Annotated in this window: 22 protein-coding genes; 8 read left to right on the plus strand and 14 right to left on the minus strand. The window is 72.0% G+C overall.

The features are described 5' to 3' along the window. Positions 1-3 precede the first annotated feature (3 nt). Together ACYUED_RS22650 and ACYUED_RS22655 are read right to left on the minus strand one after the other, a co-directional pair. Complete coding sequence (locus ACYUED_RS22650) at positions 4-1218, minus strand: cytochrome P450 family protein (RefSeq protein WP_491294106.1); 1215 nt, start codon at positions 1216-1218, stop codon at positions 4-6. Next, positions 1206-2057, minus strand: coding sequence for a patatin-like phospholipase family protein (locus ACYUED_RS22655; protein ID WP_491294107.1), 852 nt, complete (start codon positions 2055-2057; stop codon positions 1206-1208). Before ACYUED_RS22655 ends, ACYUED_RS22650 begins: the two co-directional genes overlap by 13 nt. Positions 2058-2264: 207 nt before the next feature. Between ACYUED_RS22655 and ACYUED_RS22660 the strand changes: the two genes are divergently transcribed. After that, entirely contained in the window at positions 2265-2996 is a 732-nt protein-coding gene (locus tag ACYUED_RS22660; RefSeq protein WP_491294108.1) for a TetR/AcrR family transcriptional regulator, read from the plus strand. A gap of 64 nt (positions 2997-3060) precedes the next feature. Next, the gene (locus ACYUED_RS22665) at positions 3061-3774 is read left to right on the plus strand and encodes a DUF4328 domain-containing protein (RefSeq protein WP_491294109.1); all 714 of its coding nucleotides are present in this window, start codon (positions 3061-3063) and stop codon (positions 3772-3774) included. Positions 3775-3802: 28 nt separating this feature from the next. Here the strand turns inward: ACYUED_RS22665 and ACYUED_RS22670 are convergent, their stop codons facing one another. The 3 genes from ACYUED_RS22670 to ACYUED_RS22680 form a co-directional block, all read right to left on the minus strand. Continuing rightward, complete coding sequence (locus ACYUED_RS22670; protein WP_491294110.1) at positions 3803-4732, minus strand: SCO2400 family protein; 930 nt, start codon at positions 4730-4732, stop codon at positions 3803-3805. 200 nt (positions 4733-4932) lie between these two features. Beyond that, complete coding sequence (locus tag ACYUED_RS22675; protein WP_491294111.1) at positions 4933-5865, minus strand: chitinase; 933 nt, start codon at positions 5863-5865, stop codon at positions 4933-4935. Between the two features lie 574 nt (positions 5866-6439). Continuing rightward, positions 6440-6661, minus strand: coding sequence for a hypothetical protein (locus ACYUED_RS22680; RefSeq protein ID WP_491294112.1), 222 nt, complete (start codon positions 6659-6661; stop codon positions 6440-6442). 255 nt (positions 6662-6916) lie between these two features. On the opposite strand from ACYUED_RS22680, the gene ACYUED_RS22685 reads away from it, so the two are divergent. The 3 genes from ACYUED_RS22685 (at position 6917) to ACYUED_RS22695 (ending at position 8959) form a co-directional block, all read left to right on the plus strand. Further along, positions 6917-8053 (plus strand): sugar ABC transporter substrate-binding protein, encoded by a 1137-nt coding sequence (locus tag ACYUED_RS22685; RefSeq protein ID WP_491294114.1) that lies wholly within the window; start codon positions 6917-6919, stop codon positions 8051-8053. A gap of 28 nt (positions 8054-8081) precedes the next feature. Continuing rightward, positions 8082-8456, plus strand: a complete 375-nt coding sequence (locus tag ACYUED_RS22690; RefSeq protein WP_491294116.1) for a DUF952 domain-containing protein — start codon at positions 8082-8084, stop codon at positions 8454-8456. Between the two features lie 110 nt (positions 8457-8566). Beyond that, the gene (locus ACYUED_RS22695; protein WP_491294117.1) at positions 8567-8959 is read left to right on the plus strand and encodes a VOC family protein; all 393 of its coding nucleotides are present in this window, start codon (positions 8567-8569) and stop codon (positions 8957-8959) included. A gap of 163 nt (positions 8960-9122) precedes the next feature. Here the strand turns inward: ACYUED_RS22695 and narJ are convergent, their stop codons facing one another. Then, positions 9123-9638: a nitrate reductase molybdenum cofactor assembly chaperone gene (narJ, locus tag ACYUED_RS22700; RefSeq protein WP_491294119.1), complete on the minus strand. Its 516-nt coding sequence runs from the start codon at positions 9636-9638 to the stop codon at positions 9123-9125. A 520-nt stretch (positions 9639-10158) separates the two neighbouring features. Here narJ and ACYUED_RS22705 point away from each other — a divergent pair. From ACYUED_RS22705 to ACYUED_RS22715, 3 genes are all read left to right on the plus strand, one after another. Continuing rightward, positions 10159-10341, plus strand: coding sequence for a hypothetical protein (locus tag ACYUED_RS22705; protein ID WP_491294120.1), 183 nt, complete (start codon positions 10159-10161; stop codon positions 10339-10341). Between the two features lie 517 nt (positions 10342-10858). Continuing rightward, positions 10859-13843, plus strand: a complete 2985-nt coding sequence (locus tag ACYUED_RS22710; protein ID WP_491294375.1) for a transglycosylase SLT domain-containing protein — start codon at positions 10859-10861, stop codon at positions 13841-13843. A 120-nt stretch (positions 13844-13963) separates the two neighbouring features. Then, positions 13964-14794, plus strand: coding sequence for an inositol monophosphatase family protein (locus ACYUED_RS22715; RefSeq protein ID WP_491294122.1), 831 nt, complete (start codon positions 13964-13966; stop codon positions 14792-14794). 233 nt (positions 14795-15027) lie between these two features. On the opposite strand, the gene ACYUED_RS22720 is transcribed toward ACYUED_RS22715, so the two are convergent. From ACYUED_RS22720 to ACYUED_RS22755, 8 genes are all read right to left on the minus strand, one after another. After that, entirely contained in the window at positions 15028-16482 is a 1455-nt protein-coding gene (locus ACYUED_RS22720; RefSeq protein WP_491284421.1) for a zinc ribbon domain-containing protein, read from the minus strand. 4 nt (positions 16483-16486) lie between these two features. Next, on the minus strand, positions 16487-17050 hold the full coding sequence (locus ACYUED_RS22725) for a phage tail protein (protein ID WP_491284423.1): 564 nt from the start codon (positions 17048-17050) through the stop codon (positions 16487-16489). Beyond that, complete coding sequence (locus tag ACYUED_RS22730) at positions 17047-19017, minus strand: putative baseplate assembly protein (protein WP_491284424.1); 1971 nt, start codon at positions 19015-19017, stop codon at positions 17047-17049. The genes ACYUED_RS22725 and ACYUED_RS22730 overlap by 4 nt, the downstream gene beginning before the upstream one ends. Further along, a complete protein-coding gene (locus ACYUED_RS22735) occupies positions 19017-19439 on the minus strand; it encodes a GPW/gp25 family protein (RefSeq protein WP_491284426.1) in 423 nt (140 codons plus the stop codon). Before ACYUED_RS22735 ends, ACYUED_RS22730 begins: the two co-directional genes overlap by 1 nt. Then, on the minus strand, positions 19439-19756 hold the full coding sequence (locus ACYUED_RS22740) for a PAAR domain-containing protein (RefSeq protein WP_491284428.1): 318 nt from the start codon (positions 19754-19756) through the stop codon (positions 19439-19441). Before ACYUED_RS22740 ends, ACYUED_RS22735 begins: the two co-directional genes overlap by 1 nt. Before the next feature lie 64 nt (positions 19757-19820). Beyond that, complete coding sequence (locus ACYUED_RS22745; RefSeq protein ID WP_491284430.1) at positions 19821-21671, minus strand: VgrG-related protein; 1851 nt, start codon at positions 21669-21671, stop codon at positions 19821-19823. Further along, positions 21668-22390 carry a CIS tube protein gene (locus ACYUED_RS22750; RefSeq protein WP_491284432.1) on the minus strand — a complete coding sequence of 241 codons (723 nt, stop codon included), beginning with the start codon at positions 22388-22390 and terminating at the stop codon, positions 21668-21670. The genes ACYUED_RS22745 and ACYUED_RS22750 overlap by 4 nt, the downstream gene beginning before the upstream one ends. 63 nt (positions 22391-22453) lie before the next feature. Continuing rightward, a complete protein-coding gene (locus ACYUED_RS22755) occupies positions 22454-22879 on the minus strand; it encodes a phage tail protein (RefSeq protein ID WP_266518219.1) in 426 nt (141 codons plus the stop codon). Positions 22880-22909 lie beyond the last annotated feature (30 nt).

The raw sequence follows: 22909 nt of genomic DNA on the forward strand, positions 1-22909 counted from the left end.
GCGTCAGCCGAAGGCGACCGGCAGCTCCGTCAACCCCCGCAGCAGCGTGCCGGTCCGCCAGGTCAGTTGGGCCGGGTCGGTGACGAAGGCCGGCGTGCGGCGCTGCCGTACGAGCATGCGCACGGCGATCGTCGTCTCCGCGCGGGCCAGCGGGGCGCCCAGGCAGTGGTGGAGGCCGTGGCCGAAGCCCAGGTGGCCCTGCGGGCGGCGGGTCAGGTCGAAGCGGTCGGGGTCCGGGAAGTGGTGCGGGTCGCGGGAGGCCGCGGCGAGGGAGACCTGGACCGCGTCACCGGCGGCGATGTGGGTGCCCGCGAGGTCCAGGGGCTCGGCGGCGAACCGGAACGTCGCGGAGTGGACGGGGGAGTTGTGGCGGAGGGACTCCTCGACCGCGGCCGGTACGAGGCTCAAGTCGGCCTGTAGCAAGGTGAGTTGGGCCGGATCGGCGAGCAGTGCGTACACCGTGGCCGAGATCAGGTCGACCGTGGTCTCGTAGCCTGCGACCAGGAGCAGGAAGGCCATGCCGAGGAGTTCCTCGGCGGTGAGACCGGACGCGTCGGATGCGAGGTCGCTCATCAGGGTGCCGTCGGGGGCCGCGGCCTTCCGGGCGGTCAGTTCGGTGAGGTAGCCGGCCAGGTCGTCGGCCGCGGCGGTCGCCGCCTCGGGCGAGGTGGGCAGGACCAGCTCGTTCGACCAGAGGTGGAAGCCGGGGCGGTCTGCCGCCGGAACGCCCAGCAGGTCGCAGATCACCGTGACCGGCAGTGGCAGCGCGTACCCGCTCACCAGGTCGGCGGTTCCCTGCCGGGGCAGCGCGGCGAGCAGCTCGGCCGTGGCCGCCTCGATCCCCGGCCGCAGTGCGGCGATCCGCCCCGGCGTGAAGTGCTCCGCCACCAGCCGGCGCAGCCGGGTGTGGTCGGGCGGATCGCTCTGGAGCATGTTGCGGCCGAGGGCGTAGCCGCCGTCCGTGCGCCAGGACGAGGAGTGCCGGATGTCGTTGCGCAGCCGCGGATCGGTGAGCGCGGACCTGGCCGCGTCCCGCGTCACGACCAGCCAGCACTCCCCGCTGTCGGGGACGAGGATGCGGTGCACGGGACCCTTGGCGCGCAGGGCCGCGTAGACGGGGTACGGGTCGGTCGCCAGGTCATGGCCCTCGGGGGCCAGTTCCTGAAGTGTGGGCGCCTGCACGGGATCGCCTTTCAGTCCGGGGATCAGCTGTGCCATACGTCCGCCACCTCGGCCGCAGCCGCCGTGGCCTGGGCGAATCCGGCACGCGCGGCGGCGGGCACGCGGGTGTTCGCGGTCAGGTCGCGGCCCATGGCGCGGCGGGCGGCGCGGTCGGGCCGCAGGAGGGATACGGCGGCCCCCTCGGCGGTGAGCGCGGCGGCCTGCTGCTGCGCGCTCGGGTGCGGACCGACGGCGCTCGGGATCGGGGCGACGGCCAGCACCCGCCGGTATCCGCAGGCCAGTTGGAGGTTGGCGGTGGAGCGGCTGCCGCCGTCGATCCAGCGGCGGCCGTCGAGCGCGACGGGCGGCCAGACAAGGGGTACGGCACAGCTCGCGGCGACCGCGTCGAGGAGGCCGACCTCCGTGTCCGCGTCGAAGGCCGCCACCTCGCCGCTCACGGCATCGACCGCGGCGATCCGCAGAGCCCGTGCGGGCCAGTCCGTCGCCCCGCGGAGCAGCTCTCGTACGGCGGCGTACATCTCGGACGCGGGTGCGGTGCGCGCGGCCAGGGCGGCCTGGCCGAGGCGCCGTACGGAGCGCTCGGGGTCTCGGGAGCCGAGGGCCGCCCACAGGAAGCGGAGCGTCTGGGCCGGGGTGACGTGAAGGTCGATGCGGTCGTCGCCGGTGAGCTGGCGTTCGTACAGCTCCCGCGGCGACTGCCCGCACGCCAGCCGGGAGCCGAAGACCGCGCCCGCCGAGGTGCCGATCACCACGTCGGCTCGGTCGAGGTCGACGCCCGCGTCCGCGAGGCCGGCGAGCACCCCCGTCAGCCATGCGCCGCCGACCGGGCCTCCGCCGCCGAGTACGAGTGCGGTTCCGCTGCTGTTTCCGCTCACGCCAGGCCTTCCCGAGCGAATGGATGAAGGGACGACCGATGAAGGACGAACGATGAACGATCAAGGAGGAAGGATCAGGGACGAAGTCGGGGGTGGTCCCTCCCCTGTGGGGACCACCCGCCATGAAACGGGGAGTAGTCCCCACTTCATGTTCCGACGATAACATCAGTACCGGGGATCGCTCCCCACTTCTTCCGGAGGATGACGATGCCCGTCGGCGCAGGCGATGCAACGGCCCCGCAGCGGCGCGACGCGCGACGCAACCGGGAGCTCCTGGTGGAGGCGGCCCACGAGGTGTTCACCGAGCTGGGGCTGCAGGCCCCGCTGGACGTGATCGCGCGTCGGGCGGGCGTCGGCAACGCGACGCTCTACCGGCACTTCCCCAGCCGTGCCGCCCTCATCGACGCCGTCTTCCGCGGCCGGCTCGGCGAGACGGTCGCCGCGGGCGAGTTGGCCCGGACCGCGCCCGATGCCTGGACCGGCCTCGACACCTATCTCCGGGCCGTCTTCCGCACCCTGGCCGCCGACCGCGGCACCAACGACCTCATGACCACCCACGTCCAGGGCATCGAGGCGCTGGACGACGTGCACGCGCACAACCGGGAGACGATGGAGCTGCTGCTGGAGCGCGGGCGCGAGGAGGGCACGATCCGCGGGGACGTCACCACGGAGGACGTTCTGTTCGCCCTCGCCGCCCTGGGCCGAGCCGTCCCGGCCCTGACCGCCGCGACTGCCGGGACCGCCGCGGCTGCGTCGACCGCCGGGACCGCCTCGACCGCACCGGATGCCTGGTGCCGCCCTCTCGCCCTGTTCCTGGACGGCCTGCGCCCGGCGCCGGCCGTTCTGCCGGGCCCAGCGCTCACCACGGCCCAACTCGGCGACGTGCTGCGGGAACTGGGACCGCACCGCGCACCTGTACGGAGCGTAAGAGAGGAGTGAAGAGCCCCGCAGCCCGGGCATGCCGACCTGGCGTCGGCGGCTCGCCGTCGGCGAAGATGCCCCTGTGAACGATCACATAACCCCCCGCCCCCCCGACCAGACCCCCGATTCCGGCCTGCGCGGCGTTCGCGGTTCGGCCCGGCTGGCCGTCGTCCTTCTCGCTCTTGCCGGCGCCGCCTGGGCGGTGCGGGCCGTCTGGGAGGTCCGGCTGGCCGTGACAGGGGAACCGGCCTCCGGACCGCCGGACCAGGGGGGCGGCCAGCACCGGCCGCTGACCTCGCTGGAGGACTCGTTCCACCTGGTCAACACGGCGGGTGGAGTCGTGGCACTGCTCTGCGCCATCGTGTTCCTGCTGTGGCTGGACAACGTGCGGGACAACGCACGCACCCTGTCCGGACAGCAGCCGCGTCACTCGGGTTTCTGGCTCTACGCGGGCTGGTTGATACCCGTCCTCAACCTGTGGATCCCGCGCGGCATCGTGGCGGACGTCCATCAGGACAGCGCACCGGGCGAGCGGCTGCCGCGTTCCCTGAACGTGTGGTGGGCCCTGTGGCTGATCGGGCTGATCAGCGGGGTGGGTCTCCTGTACGGCGACGAGGTGGACGAGCTCATCGCCCGCGCCTACACGGACCTGTGGATGCTGCTCGCCTCCGACGCGGCCGTCATCGGCGCGGCCGTGGCCGGCATCTTCGTCGTCCGCGCCGTCACGGCCGTACAACAGCGGTACATCGACGGTGACATGCGGTACGGCGACCCACCGGCTCACGCCGACGCGTAGGCGGATCCGCCCTGTTGACCCCTGCTGGTCAGCTCACGCAGAGCAGGCCGAGCACGCAGATCCCCGAGGGCGACGTCGCCGCGGGGGTCGTGCTCTGCTGCGAGGAGCCCGACTGCGACGAACCCGAGGACGAACCCGAGGACGAGTCCGACTGGGACGTGCCCGACTGGGACGAGCCCGACGTCGTGTCGCCGGCGGACGGGGAGGAGGGCGACTGGTTGGCCGTCGACGCACCGGTACCGGTCGACGTCGTGCCGGAGCCCGTCGAGGTGGTGCCCGCCGTCTGCGGCTGCGAGGCCGTCGCAGGCTTCGAGTGCCGGGCGGGAGTGGTGTACGGCTCCGTCTTCTCCGAAGCGGTGTGGGGCGCACTGGCCTCGGAACGCCGGGCCTGGGTGCCGGTCGCGGAGGACTGGGCGTCGCCGGCCGAGGGCTTGCGGTGCTTGCCCGTGCCCGGGCCGGTCGACGGAAGCTCGGCGGACTGGTCCGCCGTGTCGTTCTCGGCACCCATGCTCGACAGGTCGGTGGCCGCCGTCGCCCGGCTGCCGTGGCCGGAGCCGCCGTCCATCGAGGCGACCGTCAGGCCACCGCCGACGAGCGCGACGGCGGTCGCGACCACGGCCCGCCGCTGACTCTTCTTCCAGCGGGCCCGCTGCCGGCGCCGGGCGGCCCGCCCCGCGGCGACAGGCGCGGCGGATGCCGCATCCTCGGCTCCCCCGACACCCCCGACTCCCCCGGCACTCGCGAGGTCGTCGAAGGAGTCGACGGGGGCAACCGGATCGACTGGGGCGAACGGGTTGAAGGAGTCGTACGGGTGCGGTTCGGGCCGGATCTGCGTCGCGGAGGCCGGGATGCCGTGGCCGTGTGCGGTCGCCGGTGCGATGCCCGGGGCGTAGGCACCGCAACCGGGGCACACCAGGGCGCCGTTGAGGTGCCGGCGGCACGAGGAGCAGTAGTCCACGCTGTGTTCCTGACCCTTCGCACGGGAGATCGAGCAGCTCGCAACGCTAACGGTGTCTCCGAAAGACCGTGTGGGCTCTGTGTGGTGCTCCTGCACGGATTCTCTGCACATGGCGTGTCCGGCGTGTGCCTGACACGTGAACTCCCAGCTCAGCGATCGACTTCCAGGTGATGTGCAGGTCCGTGGCGTTGGTCACCCCGCTAGCGCCGCATGAACGGTGCGAAGGTGTGGCTGAACTGCCAGGTGTCCTGGGCGATCCCGGAGCAGGAGTTGGAGCCCGCGGTGCCCACGCAGCCGCCGTTGTCGCGTTGGATTGCCCAGAAGGAGAGGGTGTTGATGCCCTTGGCGACGGCCCACTTCTCGACCTTGACCGCGTCCTGGGTCGTGAACGTCTCCTCGGGGCCGAAGTCGTCGATACCGGGCATCTCGGTGACACCGATCATGTGCCACAGCTTCGCCGGGCTCTCCTTGGGGTGGAGAGCGCCGAGTTGGCCGTGCAGGCCGGCGGCGGCCGTCTCCGTGTCGGCGGCCATGTCGTGGGTGGCCCCGTCCCAGTAGTCGAACGTCATGATGTTGACGACGTCCACGCGCGCGCCGTTGTCGACGGCGTTCTGCAGCACGGCGACACCGTTGGGCTCCAGCCCGGTCGTGCTCGTGGGCAGTGTGTACGAGAACTGCACGTGCCGCCCGGTGCACTCGGCCCACTTCTGCACCTTGGCGATGGCCTTGTTGCGGCGATCGATCCCGGCGGAGTTGTTGATGGAGTCGGCCTCGATGTCGAGATCGATGCGCGTGATCCCGTACGTCGTCACGAGGCTCTCGTACACCTTGGCGATGGCGTCGACGCTGGTGCAGCTGTCGGCGAGTTCGGTGCCGGTGGTGTCGGCGCTGTAGCCGCCGAAGGAGGGGATGGCGTTGCCGCCGCGGGCCTGGATCGCCGAGATGTCCGTGCCGAAGGACGACCTGGAGATCGGCTGGGTGGTGTCGCCGTTCCAGTACGCCGTGCACGAACCGGGTGCGTCCGTCTGCAGAAAGGCCATGGTGAGGTACTTGTCGCCGGACGCGGCGGCGAGCGCGGCCGGGCTCTGCCCGGTCCAGGCCTCGAAGTACGGCGCCGAGACATGGGCGGGCATGGCCCCCGGCCGGTACGGGGACGGACCCGCACTCGCGGCGAGGGCTCCTCCCCCACCTAGCGCGACCAGTCCGGCGGCCAGACCGCTGACGGCGACACAGGACAACAAAGCACGAAGCACACGACGAGAACGAGGTCGTCTCACTGACGCTCCCAGGGACGTGGAAGGGAGGGGGGTGGGGGCGAACGACGACCATCTTTGGACTAGACCAATTGACTGTCAAGGTTCTTTACGATTCCTGGCCGGTAGTGGGCCAGGTTCTTGGGCAGGTTCTTGGACCGTGGGGGTCGCGGAGGGGTCCAGCGGTGAGGCGTCACGCTGGGTGAACCGCGAGGAGCGCACCGTGAGGGCGCGCGGGCGGCCGAAACTTTCGTGCGGCGGGCACGGGCACGGTGTGAGCGCGGGTACGCGAAAAGGACGCTCGGCTCCCGTGCGGAGCTGAGCGCCTCGGGCCGAGCCGAAGGCATGCCGGATACAGGCTCCTGTGGGTCATCGAACGGGAAGATCTCGTCTTCCCAGACGTTCGACGCCCGACGTCCGAAGTCCGGAGCCTGGAGGGTGTGCGCCGGCGGACCTACAGCTTGGTCATCTTGGTGTACGGGCTAAGGATCCGCATTTGCGACGAGCCGAAATCGACGAGAGCCGCGATTCCTTCCTCGATGCCGATCACTCGACCGAGGCCATACATGTCATGCGTGACCTGGTCGCCCACGGCGAAGTGCTTGGGCGCCGGGGTGGCCTTGGCCTTGAAGGGGCTGGTAGGCAAATGGCGCTTGGGTGCAGGAGGCTTTGTCATCACCTCCAGTATGCGCCTATGGGCGTCCCCTTCGCTGCGGCCGTCCAGATCCGCTGTCCGGCGGCCCCCACCGGCCCCCGCCGGCCCGCCCGTCGCGGTGGCCGACGGACGACTGGGCCCCTATGTCGCCGGATGGGGAGATTCCGTAGCGACTCAGCGAGAGGACAACTGGATGTCTTGACGTGGTCTTTACGGCCCCGTTGGCTTCTCCTTCACCCGTGGCCCGCTTCCTCCATGCCCGGAAGGCACCTGTAAGTGAACGTTCACACCCCCGGCAGATCCGATGCGCGTCGCTACGCCATACCCCTGTGCGCCTCCGCCTCGGCTCTCCTCCTCTCCGCGTGCGGTGTCATCGACGGCGTCGGTGGGAGCAGCACCTCCGCGACTCCGAAGAAGGGCGACGACATCACGGTGGGGCTGCTGCTGCCCGACACGGACACGGCGCGGTTCGAGAAGTTCGACTACCCCCTCATCAAGCAGCGGGTCGCCGCCCTCACCCACGACAAGGGCAAGGTCCGCTACGCCAATGCCGGTGCGAGCGTGGCCAACCAGAGCAAGCAGTTCGCTCAGATGATCGCCGCCAAGGTGGATGTCGTCCTGGTGGACGCGGTGGACGCCAAGGCCATCGCGCCGGACGTCCAGAAGGCCAAGGACGCGGGCATCCCCGTCATCGCCTACGACCGGCTCGCCGAGGGCCCCATCGACGCGTACATCTCTCACGACAACGAGCTCGTCGGCGAGGTGCAGGGCCGCGCCATCCTGGAGGCGCTCGGCAGCAAGGCCGCCACCAGCAAGATCGTCATGATGAACGGTGATCCCGGCGACCCGAACACCGCCCGCTTCAAGGAGGGCGCGCTCAGCGAGTTGAAGGGCCGGGTCGTCATCGCCAAGTCGTACGACACCGAGAAGTGGCTGCCGTCGGCCGCCAAGGCGAACCTCAGCAAGGCCGTCAAGTCCATCGGGCTCAGCAACATCGCCGCCGTCTACTCGGCGAACGACGGCATGGCGGGCGCCATCATCGACGCCCTGAAGGATGACGGCGTCACCAAGATGCCGCCGGTCACCGGGCAGGACGCCAACCTGGACGCGGTGCAGCGGATCGTCGCGGGCCGGCAGCAGATGACCGTGTACAAGTCGTTCCTGCTGGAGGCGACCAACGCGGCGGAGATGGCGGTGACCAAGGTGAGGGGCCAGGCGATCGAGTTCGACGCGCTGGCCGAGGACACCGTCGACAGTCCGACCCAGAAGGACATCCCGTCGATGCTGGTTCCGGTGGTCGCCCTCACGAAGGACAACATCAAGTCCACCGTGATCAAGGACGGTGTCTACACCGTCAAGGACATCTGCACCGCCCAGTACGCGGCGGACTGCGCGGCGATCGGTCTGCAGTAGCGCGGCTCCCCTCCGGTATAACCGGGCCATGATCTATCACGTCGTGCCGCGCGCCGAGTGGACCGCGAGCCCCGGCCGGCCGTACGCCCCCGCCTCCCTCGCGGAAGACGGCTTCGTCCACTGCTCCCCCGACGAGGAGACCACGCTCACCGTCGTCAACTCCTTCTACGGCGACGCTCCCCGGCCGCTGCTCGCCTTGCTCATCGACGAGGCACGGCTCACCGCGGAGTGCCTGTGGGAGGAGGCGGCTCCCCTGCCGCCGCCGGGAGTCGCCGAAGGCACCCGTTTCCCGCATGTGTACGGTCCCCTCGACCGCGAGGCCGTGGAGCGGGTCCTGGTCGTCCGGTGGGGCGAGGACGGCCGGGCGACGGGGCTGGAGGAGGCGGGGGAGGGCGGCGCCTGAGGGCCGGGTCCTGCGCCGCGGCGACCCCCGGCGCGTCCTGGATCACCCTCGACGTGCCAACGGACTTACGCTGCTGAAGGGGGACCGCCGCTCACCCTGCGAGGCGTTTCATGGTCACGGTCCGCTACATCGTCGACGACGTCGATGCCGCCCTCGACTTCTACTGCCTGCACCTCGGATTCCGTGAGGTGATGCACCCCGCGCCGGCGTTCGCCATGGTCGTCCGGGACGATCTGCGGCTCGCGCTGAGCCGGCCCGGGGGCGGGCCGGGCGGCGGCGGGCAGGCCATGCCGGACGGCACGCTGCCGCGGCCCGGCGGCTGGAACCGGATCTCGCTCCAGGTGGCCGACCTCGACGCCGACGTCCACCGGCTGCGACAGGCCGGCGTGCGGTTCCGCAACGAGCCGGTCACCGGTGTCGGCGGCAGGCAGGTGATCGTCGACGATCCGTCCGGAAATCCCGTCGAGCTGTTCGAGCCGGCCCTTCCCGAGGCGCGTGAGTGAGCGGGTGTCACGCGACGCGTCATGATCGGCGGCCGCGGGAGCGGTGGAGCAGGATCACGTACGGGCGGGTCGTGAACCCGGGCGGCGGCGCGAAGGTGTGGACCGGGCGGCGGTGGGACTCACGGAGTCCGTCGGAGTCGCGGTGCGATGTGCGGAGGTGCCGTCAGCGGCGGACTCCTTCGTCGAGGGTGGCCCGTACGGCGCGGATCACGTCGAGGTAGGGGCTGCCGTGGGCGGCGAGGCCGGTGGCGAGCAGGGTGAGGGCGGCGCGGTGTTCGTGGAGCAGGGCACGGCCGGCGTCGGGGCAGCGCGCGGCGAACTCCAGGACGGCGGGGAGGTGGTCGGGCGGTTCGTTGTCGGACTGCACCCAGCCGTGCTCCCGGTAGCGGGCCGTGAGCGCGGCGAGCGAGGCGCCCCGGCGAGCGAGGTCGCCGCCCGTGTACCGCGTCAGGTGCAGGGTGCGGCAGCGGCCGCGGTCGAAGGTGGTGACGTACTGGGCCGCGAGGTCGAGCACGGGGACGTCCGCGGTGCGGCGGCAGAACCGCCGCAGCGGCTCCGCCGCCGGGCCGGGGAGCCCGTCGATCGACTCCAGTACGAGGGCGCGGTGCGCGGGCCAGCGATGGTCGGGGTAGTGCAGGAGCAGGGAGGCTGCCTGGTGGACGGCTGGGTGCTGGTACATCGGGGCGGTTCGGCCTTCGGGTCGGGGAACAGCCCTCGGGGTCGGCCGCGGCCGTTCCGGTTGAGCAGACTGGCGCGGCCGGGCAGACCGCCCCGCGGGGGCCGGTGGCGCCGCCGCTCGGCGGAGTCAACGGTGACCTCGGCCCACGCCGCCACGGGATCGCCGAGCCGTGCGCGGGCCGCGCGGTACATCTCCGGGAGCACGCCCCGCACGTGCGGGTGGCGCACGCGGGTGGGCGAGCCGGTCTCCTGCGTCTCCCAGGTGATCAGGCCAACCTTGCCCTGGGTCCAACTCTCCCGGTGGGGAGCGTTGTTGACGCCCTGACGGGTGCGGAGGGCAGCCCGCAGGTCGGGAGTGGCCCGTCGGGCGCCGCACCGTCCCACCGTGCTCACTCCCTACGCAGTCGGCCTTCCGCTCCCGTCAGAGTGGGGCATCGTGACGCCGTGAAGTCGCATGACTACGCACGGTTGATCTTCTCTATACGGAGCTTTCCTTGCCCTTTGCAATGGTTGTGCTCGGCATGTGTATCGGTGGGGCCACCTCGCGGGCCGTGGCCTCGGTCGACGTCCGGCTGACCCTGCCTCAGCCGCGCTCGCCGGTCGCTCCGCACACCCGTGGCCCGATCAAGCGCGCCGCCATGGCCGCCACCCGCGGTGTCACACCCTCCACGGCTCTGCGCATGGCCGAGCGGCTGGAGTCCTGACCCTCATCGACCGGTGGGTCAACCCGGACAACCGCCGTGAGGTGGTGCCGCGGCGGACCTCCGCGGGAGAGGAACCGGGCCCTGACCGAAGCCGCCGACGGCCGTGACCTCGACTTCGACCTCGGCCGACGAGGCGGGCCGCGTGGCCGGAGCGGTCGACGATCCGCTGAATCCGACGCCTCAGCCCTTACGCCGGAGCGCTTTGAGGAGTTCTGTACGGGCCTTGCGTCACCTGCTGCTGCCTGTGGCCGACGCTGTGGCTGTCGCCGGCGCCATGGAAGTCATCCGTATGGATGTTTCGTGGATACCGTCCGGTAAACCGTCCGGATTCCCGTTCCGTTCAGGGCGGACTGCTAACTTCCGCTTCCCTGGCCCCGGTTGACCTCGGAGCCGCCCACACGCCTCCACAAACGAATCCGGACGGAACACCTTGCGCACTTCTCGTGAAACACCCGGGGGAAGACATCGCTGGCGGGTGCCCAGGAGCCGGCGCGGCCGTATAGCCGCCGCCGGGGCGATGTCCGTGCTGGCGCTGGCGCTCCTCGCGCCGCTGGCATCGGCCGCCCTGACCGACCGGTCCTCCTCCGCCACTCCTTCGCCGGCGAACCGGGTCACCGACACCTCCCGACTTCCTTCGGGCTGGCAGCAGTCCGACGACCGCATGGTCACCTACGACGGCGACGCCACCGGACTGCATGTGCTGGTCGCCGACGCGGCGCACGCCTACACCTGGCGTACCGCGGCCACCCTGTCCGAACCCGGTGTCGACACCGACCAGTGGATCGGCCAGACCTGCGTCACCGCCTCGGGCGACCGCGCCGTGGTGGTCTATGCGCCCCGCCAGGTGACCAACGATCAGCAGGGCTTCCAGGAGGGAGCCTTCGCCGCCGTGGTCGACCTCACCGACGGCAAGGTCACCAAGCTGCCGGAACTGGTCTCCATCGCCTACTTCAACCCCGGCTGCGGCGATGGCGAACAGGCCGTGCTGTCCCGGCCGCAGGGTGACGGCACACAGCTGCTGACCGTGGACACCCGCCAGGGGAAGCTGGTCCGGCGGCAGACCGTCCCGGGGCAACTCACCTCCGCCGTGCCCTTCGGACGGGGCATCGCGGCGGCCGCCGGTGCCTCGGTGGTCTCGGTGACCGGCGGGGGGCATGTCAGCACCCTGGCCCACACCGCGGGAACGCCGTTCCGGCTCGTACCGGACGCGCACGACGGGCTCGCCTACCAGGTCCCGGCCGCCAAGAAGACCGTGCAGGTCCGACGGGTCACCTCCGGTGGCTCCGACCGGCTGCTCGGCTCAGGTGCGCTCGGCTCCCTCGCGGTGCGGGGCAACGGCGGTCGGGTGTTCGTGACGGGCAAGGACGCGCAGGACGACGTACGGCAGTCCGCCCTGCCGAAGAGCTGGAAGGCCTTGCAGGTACCGGCCTCGGCCGAGGTCTCCACCAACGGTCTGCTCGCCCTGACCGGAGTGCACCATGGCACCGAGGCGGCCGGATCCAGGAAGCCGGGCGCGATCGCCGCCGGCACGGCGCGGCCGGTCGGCATCGACGCCGTCCTGGCCGGATCCGGCAAGAGCCTGGGCTTCCGCGTGAAACCCCGGACGCCGGCGCGGTCGCAGGGGGACGAGCAGTCCCCGGCCCTGTCCCCCGGCACGGCCGGGAACAGGGCCACCGCCCAGGACGGCGGACTGCAGACGGAGAGCATCCGTACGGAGAGCCTCGACGGCAGTGGCCCACGAGCGGCGCGGTCCGCTCGGTCCACCTCGGCCGCCACCACCGACGACGACCCGGCCCACACCACCACCGACCCGGACCGGGCCTGCGCCGTCACCCGCAACGACCCCGGACTCCAGGCACTCCAGCCCTCGTCGGCCATGATCGAGTGGGCGACGGACCTCGCCGTGCAGGGCAAGCTCGACGTCCACCGGCGCAAGGGCTGGAACGGCACCGACCTCGCCTCGTACACCCCGCAGAGCCTGTTCCCGCCGGTCCCGCTCAAGGGCGGTGGCCGGGTGCCCGCGCAGATCATGCTCGGCGTGCTCGCCCAGGAGTCCAACCTGGTGCAGGCCAACTCGCGTGCCTCCGCGGGGGAGAGCGGCAACTTCATCCAGGGCGGCTACTACGGCAACGCCGGCAGCGTCCATACCGTCAACTGGGCGGCCGCCGACTGCGGTTACGGCGTCGCACAGGTGACCAGCGGCATGGCCCGCACGGACACCACGACCTACACCGCGGAGCAGCAGAAGGCGATCACCGTGGACTACGCGGCCAATATCGCCGCCGGTCTGCAGATCCTCCAGGACAAGTGGAACCAGCTGTACGACAAGGGCATGCTCGTCAACGGCGGGGACCCGCAGTACCTGGAGAACTGGTGGTTCGCGCTCTGGGCGTACAACAGCGGTTTCAACGCCCCGAGTCCGTCGGACACCGCGGCTCCCTGGGGTCTCGGCTGGTTCAACAACCCGGCCAACGGCCTCTACCCGGCCGACCGCAAGATGTTCCTGTCCTCCGGCACCGGGGACGCCCGCACCCCCAACCTGTGGTCGTACCCGGAGCGGGTCCTGGGCTGGGCGGCGTACTCCCTGCAGAAGACGGACCCGGCGACCGGCGCGACCGGCAAGGCCTTCACCGTCGGCACCTGGCCGACCGGCAACGCGCCGGACGCCCAGCCCGCGCACGACACCTTCTGCAAGCCCGCTTCCAACGAGTGCGACACCTCCAAGCCCCACAAGGTCGAGGGGTCCAGCCAGCCCGAGGGCCCGTGCCAGCGCGACGACTTCAAGTGCTGGTGGCACGAGCCGGTGACCTGGACGGACTGCGCGACCACCTGCGGCACCGAGGTGCTGAAGTACCAGGCGGGCGAGCGGGAGCCACAGGTCACGCCGGTCCACCCGGCGTCCTGCACGTCCACTCTCCCCATGAACGCAGTGATCGTGGACGACGTGCCGAACACGGTGAAGTTCCGCACCGGCAGCACCAACCCCTGTGCCGGTAAACGGAATTGGACCAGCCGGGGCACGCTGAAGTTCACCTTCGGGTCGGCTCAGCAGAACGGCGCGACCGTCTATCCCTCGAAGATCGACTTCCATCAGCTCGGTGCGGGCTTCGGCGGCCACTTCTGGCTCACCCACACCCGGGTGCCGAGTTTCACCGACTCGGTCGTCACCGGCACCTGGACGCCCGGCCGGTCGCTCACGGGCTGGGCCCGGATCATGGTCCATCTGCCCGACCACGAGGCCAACACCGGCCAGGCGACGTACCGCATCGACCTCGGTGACGGCACGATCGTGGACAAGACGATCTCGCAGGACACCGGAGGCAGGAACGCCTGGGTCCCGCTGGGTTCGTACCAGGTGCACGGCATCCCGAGCGTCTCGCTGAGCTCGGACACGGCCGACGGCACCGGAGACGCCTCGATCGCCTGGGACGCCCTGGCCTTCGAACCGCTGCCCGGAAAGCCGTCGGACGCGGTGACGCCGTCGCCGTCGCCGTCGCCGTAGTCGAGGTTCCCGAGGCACCTCCTCACCTCTTCACCCGCCCCTGGACGGTCTCCGTCCAGGGGCTCTGACACGATCACGGTGACTCGATCAGCAACGATCCCGAGGGCGTGGTGGAGAACTGTGCCGGAGCATGATGTGAACCCGGACCCGGACGGCCCGGACCTGGATCTGGACCGGGCCCTGGAGGTCGCGACCGAGCTGGCGGCCTGGGCCTCGGAGATGATCCGGCGTCCGCGTACCCCGGCCACCGCGACGGACGTACGGGAGAAGGACAGCCCCGCGGACATCGTCACCGACACGGACGAGGCGGTGGAGGCACACGTCCGGGCGACGCTCGGCCGGGCCTTCCCCGGGCACGGGATCGTGGGCGAGGAGTACGGCCGCACGGAGGGCATCCCGGGCGCCCCGCACTGGCTGGTCGACCCCGTCGATGGCACGACCAACTACGCCCACGGCCTCGGCTGGTGCTCCTTCTCCCTGGGCCTGGCGGCGCCCGACGGCACCCCGTTGCTGGGCCTGGTGGCGGACCCCTGGCGGGGCGAGACGTTCACCGCGGTCCGGGGCCGGGGAGCCCACCTCAACGGCACCCCCGTCCGGGCGGCCGACCACACCACCCTCACCGGCCACGTCTTCATGACGGAATGGGCGGCCCACGCCCACTGGCCCGGCATGGACACCCTCCTCGCCACCCTCGCGGACCGCCACTGCACGGTCCGCGTGATGGGTTCCACGGCCCTGTCCCTGGTCCAGGTCGCGGCAGGCCGCGCCACGGCCGCGGCGATCGGCGAGTTCCACCACGTCGACGGGCTCCCCGCCCTGCTGATCGCGACGGAGGCGGGCGCGGTGGCGGTGCCCGAACTGCCCGCGTACGACCAGCCGTTGCTCCTCGCGGCGCCGGGCGTGGCACGGGAGGCGACGGAGCTGCTGCGCACGTCGCGGGTCAGTGTGTGACGGGACCGTCCTGGATGCGGCGCATGACCACGCCCAGCCCTTCGGCGACGTGGCTCGGCGCTGACTCCTCCAGCAGGTGCCGGCCGGCTCGATGAGGACGGCGTGGACTGCGCCCGCGCCGGGCGGGACCGCCGCGCCCCGGCGACCGTGGCGCGGCACCTCGGGCCCCTGCTCGACGCGGTGGTGAGCGACGGGCCCGAGAGGGCCCCGCAGCGCCAGATCGACCCGCTCGATCAGCTCCGCTGGAAGAACTCCACCTCCGCCAGGGCCAGATGACGGCCCGGTTTCAGGCCCGTGGCCGAGCGCAGCACCAGGCGCACCGTCTTCACGTCGCTGATCCCGGTGAGGATCGTCTGGGGGCCCGGCTTGTCGCTGAGGGTCAGCTCCTTGTCGTGCCGCTCGCCGTCCGCCGTCGTCACCTCCAGGTCCATCTGGAGTGCGCGCCCCTCGCGGGCGTACTCCTGCGGTTCCTTGGACGCGCCGTTGGTGATGATCAGGTCGACCATCCGGAACGGCTTGGCGAAGGTGTACGTCACCGAGGCGCCGGGCGCGGGCGTGCCCCAGTAGCGGTTTCGCAGCCCGTCGGTGGTGTTCTTCGCCGGGTGCCCGGGGATCTGGGCGCTCGCCCTGATGGTCGCCGGTGTCACGGCCTTGGGGTCGGACAGCTTGTCCCGGGTGTCCTCGAACAGGGCGCGTCCGGCCGGCAGCAGCAGGAGGACGCCCGCGCACAGGGCCACCACGACGGCCAGGATCACCAGCAGCCGCACCCACCGGCCCGAACCCGCCCGCACCCGGCGGCGGAACGGCCACACGGTCCGCCACCACGGCAACGGATCGGCCTTCGCGGTCGGCTTCAGATCGGTCGCACAGCGCCGGCAGAACCTGCGTTCCGGCGGGTTGGGCGTGCCGCAGGAGGGACAGGGCCTCCCCGCCGCTGCGTCCGGCACCGCCGTGGGCCGTACGACGGGGCGTGGAGCCTGCGGCTTCGCGGGGCGCACGGCCACGATGGGGTCCTGCGCCGGTGCCGGTGCCGGTGTCTCCTGGGAGGCCGGTTGCCGGGGGCCCGGCGTGTCCCGGGTGCCCGGAGCGGAGGCGGCGGGGCGGACCGGCGGCGTACCGGAAACGGCGGGTCCGGACCCATCTCCCGTACGGGGTACGGCGGTGCCCGAACCGTCGGCCGTTCCGGACACGCCGCCCGCGGATCCGGCGGACCCGGCTGGGGCGGGCGTCGGCGTGGACGTCGGAGTGGAGGGAGCTTGCCGGGCTTCGTCGGTGCGGTCCTGGACGGGCGGGGTGTCCGGGTGCTCGTCGGCGCCGGAGCGGGTGTCGGGGGTCTGTGCGGCGCCCGGTCCGTCCGCCTCGCCGCGGCTCCGGCCGGTCAGCCGGCTGCGCAACGACGAGGTGCGGGCAGGCGCGGCGGACGTGGGGGCCTCGGCCGTGGACGATGCCGGCGCCGGGGGCTGCGAGGGCGTGCTCGGCTCCGGCTCCGGTACGGACTGCTCCGGTACGGACTGCTGCGGTATGGACTGCTGCGGTTCGGACGGCTCCTGTACCGGTCGCTCCGGGGACGTGGCCGCGGGGGTGCTCGCGGCCTGTGGCTCTTCCGACCAGCCCAGGTACGTGCCGCAGTTGCCGCAGAAATCGTCCCCGGGGCCGTTGGACGCCCCGCACGCGGGACATGCGCGCATGACGTCACCTCCCTTCGTCGGCGGGTGGGCCGGGCAGGACCTCCACCCGGCAGACGGTGTGCACCGGGCACATGGCCCGGACGAACTCGCGGACCCTGCCCACGTCCACCCGCTCCTCGCCATCCGGCCACACCCGGACCAGGGGCTCGGCGGGGGGCCGCGGCGGCAGGTCGGCTCCGGCGGTGCCCGACCACCACGAACCGCCGTCGTCGCGCACCTCGGCGTGTACGCCCAGCGCGAGCCGCAGGGCCTCGACCAGGCCGTGCCGGGTGCCACGCCACCGGTGCAGCTCCACCGCCCGGACGACCGCCTCGCGGCGCAGCTCCACCGGCCACTGCGGATCGTCGGTGACGCCCACCCACGACGCCAGCCAGGCCAGGAAGTCCGTCGGAGCGATGCGGGGATCGAGGTAGGCAGGCAGGTTGTCGAGGGTGGTGAACACCGGGGCGAGGACGGTGTCGAGGCCCGCGGTGAAGCGCTGCGCGAAGTCGTCGTCGGCGTACAGCGCGGGCAGTTGCCCACCGATCGGGTGACGGCTGGGCAGGCCGGGTACGGCGGCGCGGCTCATCCCCGTGCCTCCGGCTCGACGGCCGTGACGACCACCTGGTGCTGGTGGGAGAAGACCAGGGCGCCCGCGGCCACGTCGATGCGGTCGGAGGGCGCGCCGCGCCGCCCGGTGATCGGGTCGGCGGGGAACAGCCGGATCTCCTCCACCAGCGCGTTGCCGGTGGCGCGTTGGAGGATGCCGAACACCTCGCCGTACTGCACCGGTCGCCCGAAGGGCCATCCGGTGCCGTCCGGCCCGCCGTGCAGCGGGTTGAGGTGGCGGAACAGCGCGGCGAGCGCCGTTTCGCGCACCCGGTCGGTGTCGCCCGGCGCCGCCGCGAGCCGGGCCACGACGGTGACACCCTGGTAGACCGGCGGCTCCACCACGAGGCGGGTGCCGATCAGGCGTCGTTCGTCGAGGCTCGCGGTGATCGTCTCCAGCACCTGGTCCGAGGGGATCAGCTGCTCGAAGCGGAGCCGGTCGTCGCCCTCGTCGGCGACCGCGTCCGGCACCACCAGGACCCGTACCGCACCAGGGTCGTCCGCGGCGGGCAGACAGCGCACCCGGCGCACCGAGGGCGCCGCCTGGCGGCTGATGATCTCGTAGTCCTCTGCGGTCACCGCCCGCTCCTGCATCCGCAGCGCGTCCGGCGCCCGCAGCTTGGCGTTGTCGAGGGTCTCCCCGGGGACGCCGCCGCGCGCCGCCTCCCGGTTGGTGACCCGGGCGACGTACGGAACGGAGCTGCGCAGCACGGAGATCGCACCGCGGGCGACATTGCCCGCCGGGCCGCCGCCGGTGCGGTAGCGGGCCACCCTGATCTGCGCTCCCTTCTGCGGTACGGCGCCGCACTGGCGCAGCGTGCCGTCCGGCTCGCGCAGCACGGGAGGGAAGGAGAACTCGCCGCTCGTGGCGTCCACGCGGACGTGCCGGTCCGCGGGCCCGGAGCGGCCGAAGTGGTCCACCACCTCCCAGCGCTGCCAGCCCTCGGCGGAGGACACCTCCACCACGGGCGGTTCGCCGTCCAGGAGGACCGGCGGGCGGCCGAGCCGGAACGTCTGCCCCGCCACCCCCTCCGAGGTGCCGAGCGGCACGTCGGTCACCGTCTCGGCGTGCTCGACGGACATGGTGCCGCCCACGGTGAACACCGCCGCCTCGCGCACCGTCGGGGACTCCGAGTAGAACGGCTGGCCCGGCTCCGCCTCGGTGACGCGGCAGCGCAGCCAGCCGGCCCGGGTGCCGCCGATCACCGACGCAGTGTGCCCGGCCGGGACGTGGACGATGACCTCACCGGGCCGGTTGAGGCCGCCCGTGGTGTCCGTACCGGTCTCGCACAGCCGCCAGCCGCCGCCGTCCCACGCCTCCCACACCAGCGGGGGCTGGCGCGGGTCCACGCCGACGCCCTCCACGCGGCTGTCCAGGTTCACCGCGACGATGCAGCGCGGCACCGCCGTGGGCAGGCCGAACAGCAGCGCGTCGCCCGGCTCCGGTGTCGCCTGGAAGCAGGGCACGTCGCCGCCCTCGGAGATCTCCCGGGTCCGGTCGGTCTGCTCGCCGGTCCGGGGCGCGGTTACCAGACGCGTCAACTCGCTGGGCACGATGCGCAGTTCGTCCGTGGTCGCGAACACCACGGCCTCGTCGCTCTCGCCGCTCTCGCCGCGCGCGCTGGTCACCTCGGTGCCCGCGGGCAGCGCCACCGTGTCGGGCTGCGGCGCCGACAGCCAGAAGTCGACGTCGGCGCCGGCCGCGGCCGGCGGGAACAGGCGGATGCCCAACAGGTCCAGGAACGCCGTGTAGTTCTTGTCCGGCACCCGGTTGAGCCGGTACAGCAGATGGTCCACGAGATAGGCGAACGTCTCGATCAGGGTGACGCCCGGATCGGACACGTTGTGGTCGGTCCACTCCGGGGCGCGCTGCTGCACGTACCGCTTGGCCTCGTCGACGAGTTGCTGGAACCGCCGGTCGTCCAGATTGGGGGAGGGCAGAGCCATCAGTCGGCGACCATTTCCTCGGCCCCCTCCTCGGAGGGGATCGTGTAGAAGGGAAAGACCAGGTTGCGGCGGTCGTTGGTGGTACGCACCGTGTAGTGCACGTCGATGTAGAGGGTCCCGGCCTCGACCGCGTCGAAGGCGACCACCACGTCCTCCACCGCGATGCGCGGCTCCCACCGCTCCAGGGCCTCGCGCACCTGCTGGGCGATACGTCCGGCGGTGGCGCCGTCACCGGGGGCGAAGACGTAGTCGTGGATGCCGCAGCCGAACTCGGGGCGCATCGGCCGCTCGCCCGGTGCCGTGCCGAGGACCAGGCGGATCGCCTCCTCGATCTCCTGGGCCCGCTCGACCATGCCGATCCCGCCGGTCGGCCCGACCCGCAGCGGGAACGCCCAGCCGCGCCCGATGAACCGCTCGCTCATCACACGCCCCCGATCAGGACGTTGAGGGCGCCCATCATGACCATCGCGCCGCAGGTGGACTGGTCGCGCTGCCGTGCGGCAGGCAGACCGCCGATGAGGACCTGGTCCTTGGTGAGCGAGCTCGGGTCGGGCTTGATCACGTTGGCCGGTCCCAGGGCGGCGTGCGGCGGGATCGGGCAGGCGACCAGGCTGCCCACAACGGCAGCGGGCTTGCCGCCGATCCACACGGTCGCCACGGCCCTGGCGGCCATGGGCGGCGGGGTACCGACCGCGCCGCCGTGGTTGGTCTGGTCACCGGTACGGGCTGCGGCCGGCATGCGGTGCTCCTTACGACAGGGAGAGGACTGAGGGTCACGGACTGAGGGGGTCAAGGACCGGGGGTCAGTTGATCCTGATGAGCTTGGCCTTGAGGACGCCGAGCAGACCACCGTCGACGGTGACGCCTGCGCGGCCCTTGATGTTCACGTTCGAGCTGCCGTTGATGTCCACGTCGCGGCCGCCGATCGTCACCCCGACCCGGCCCTGGATGTCCACGTTCCGGCCCGACACGCTCACGTTGCCCCGTCCCGCGTCCAGGGTGATGCCCTTCTTGTCGAGCACGACGGAGCTGAGGGGCTGCCGGCCCTTCCCGGCGTACACCGTCAGCTCGATCCGGTCCCGCCGGTCGTCCAGGAACACTTCGAGGCGCTCGTCGGCGGACCTCAGCCGCACCCCGGAGGGACCCGGGGCCCGCGCGTCCAGCAGCTCCACCCGGTGCCCCGAACGCGACACCAGGGAACGGCGGTTGACCTTCCCGCTGGTGCCGTCGATGAGCGGCACGTCGTGCTTCGAGGGCTTGTCCACGCCGTTGTAGAGCCCGCCGATGACGTACGGGCTGTCCAGCAGGCCCTGTTCGAAGCCGACCAGCACCTCGTCGTTGACCTCGGGGCTCACCACGCCACCGCCGCCCTTGCCGCCCCACTGCACGGTGCGGACCCAGTCGGTGACGTAACTGTCGTCCAGCCAGGGGAACTTCAGCCGTACGCCACCGCTCTCGGCGCCGCCGGGCTCGCGTACGTCCGTCACCACGCCGATCGCCAGACCCGGCATGCGCGGTCCGCGGCCGGGCGCGTTGGCGCCGGTCACCAGGCCCGCGAGGGAGCGGTCCGGGCTGGCGCTCACCCACACCGTCGTCCGGTATCCGCCGTGCGGCTCCAGGACGTGCTGCACGGCCGTCGCCGTGTACTTGCCGGAGAACGCCTGCCCGACGTTGCCCAGCGCCACGGGCTTGCCCGCGTGCAGCCGCGGGTTGCCCTCGACCAGGGCCTCCAACTCGCCGAATCCCGCGCTGACGTGATCGGCGACCGCGTCCGCGACGGCGGTCGTCTCGGCCTGTGTGCGGTACGGCGTGTCCGTCACCGTCAGCTTCGACGACTTGCCGAACCGGGCCGCGAACGCCGGGCTCAGACCCGGCACCACGGTCTCGCTGTCCACCGACGGCTTGCGGCTCACCAGCGGCCGCTTCGTGGTGACGTCCCAGCCGCGCACCTCCACCTGCGAGGCGCCGTCCGCGGCCGACAGCGAGGCCCGCAGCGCCAGCAGGTTGCGCCCGTACTCCAGCACCATCGGGTTGCGGGTGGCCGGGGTCGACGGCGCGGGCGCGCCGGACGCCTTCTCCGGCTTGGTGAACTGCAGCACGCCCTTGTCGTCGACGCGCACCTGCGCGCCGCTCTCGCCCGCCAGGTACTGCAGGAAATCCCAGTCGGACACGTTCGCCTGCGAGAGCTGCTTGTACGTGACCGGCGCGGCCTCCACCTTCCCGCAGGTCAGCCCGGCCCCGGCGGCGACCTTGCGGACGATCGCCGCGGCCGTCATGTTCCGGTACGCCACCACCTTGCGGCCCCGCTGCAGACGGTGCGCCTTGGAGTAGGCGCGCACCACCGTGAAGGAGCCCGTGCTGTCCCGGTCGACCTCCAGGGCCGTCACCTCGCCGTTGAACAGCCGCTCGCGCGCCTGCCCGGACACGGTCATCACCGACACCCTCAGCGGGGTGCCGATGGTGATGCCGGTCGCCTTCAGGAACTCGTGATCGGGGTCGCGGAAGGTGAGCTGTGCCGCATCCGGCAGGCCCACGTTCTCGTCCACCACGCAGCTCACCAGCTGGGCGGCCCAGATCGGCGGCAGCTCGCCGGGCGTCTCCACGATGGGGTCCGCCGCGAACGACCGCCCGCCCCGCGCCTCGGGTGTGGTCATCGCTCCTCCTCACCGCCCGCGTCCCGCAGCCCCGGCACCACCAGTTCGGTGCCGGGCACGAGCGCCATCGGATCGTCGATTCCGTTCGCCTCGGCGATGGCCCGCCAGGCGGTCGCGTCGCCGTACTCCCGCCAGGCCAGCAGGGCCAGGCTGTCGCCCGCCACCACGGTGTGCGTGCTGCGGGCGGTGCGCGCGCCGGACGTCGGGTTCTGGCCCGGCGGGTCGACGCTCGCCTCCTCGATGGTCATCGCGCAGGTGGCCCTGAGCGGCGTGCCGTCCACGTCGAAGAGCGTGTACGTCACCGAAAGGCTCGACATCACCCCGTCGAACGACGTCGTCTTCGCCGTGCCCCACTCGAACCGCACCCACGGGCTGGCGGGCTTCTTGCGGCCCAGGCTCGCCGGGCTCGGCACACACGCCTTCATCAGCTTCTCCACCGCCTGCTCCACGGACTTGTCGTGGGTGGCGGTGGCGTCCAGGAACACCTCCAGGCTCAGCACGCGCGGGCCGCTGCCGACGAACTCGGGCAGCGCCGACTCCCCCGCCATCCGGGACGGGGTGCGCCGCCACTCGGTGGTCTTGCGCAACTCCAGGGTGGAGGGGTTGAACTGCAGGTCGAGCCGCGCGATCGTCCCGCCCGGTTTCGCACCGACCGAGGCCGGCGGCTCCTTCAGGGTCAGCTGGGCCCTGGTCCGACTGGTGCGTGCCGCTGGGGACATGCCGGGACCTCCTTTCCGGGGCGTAGAGGCGAGTGGTGTCTGCTGGTCGAGGAAGGGGTGGGGTCAGGACGGGCGCAGCCCCTGGTGGGCGATCTCCAGCGTCTCCACCGCCGCCTCGGAGTTGGCGGGGTCGAAGGACGGCCCCTGCCAGCGCACCGGGACGATCCCGAACACCTGCCAGCTGATGATCCGCGTCAGGTCCGGTTTCAGCGCCACGATCTCGCCGTCCTTGGGCTCCACCCGCTTCAGCGTGTCGTCGAGCCAGCGCGCGATCTTCGCCGTGTCGGCGGTGACCGGCCGGGTGAGCGTGATGTTCGACCAGGTCACGCGGCCGGGCAGCTGCCAGGTGAAGCCGTTGTTGCCGCCCTCGGCGTAGCTCTCCATCTCGACCTCGGCGCCCATGCCGGAGCAGGTGTGGAAGGCGCCCAGGTCGTTGCCGCCGATGGCGAGCCGGAAGAACACGCTCGTGGCGAAGATGTTGTCGGTCATCGGTCCGTCGTCCGTTCCATGCGCCTTCGT

It is taken from the genome of Streptomyces sp. DF42, assembly GCF_058267695.1.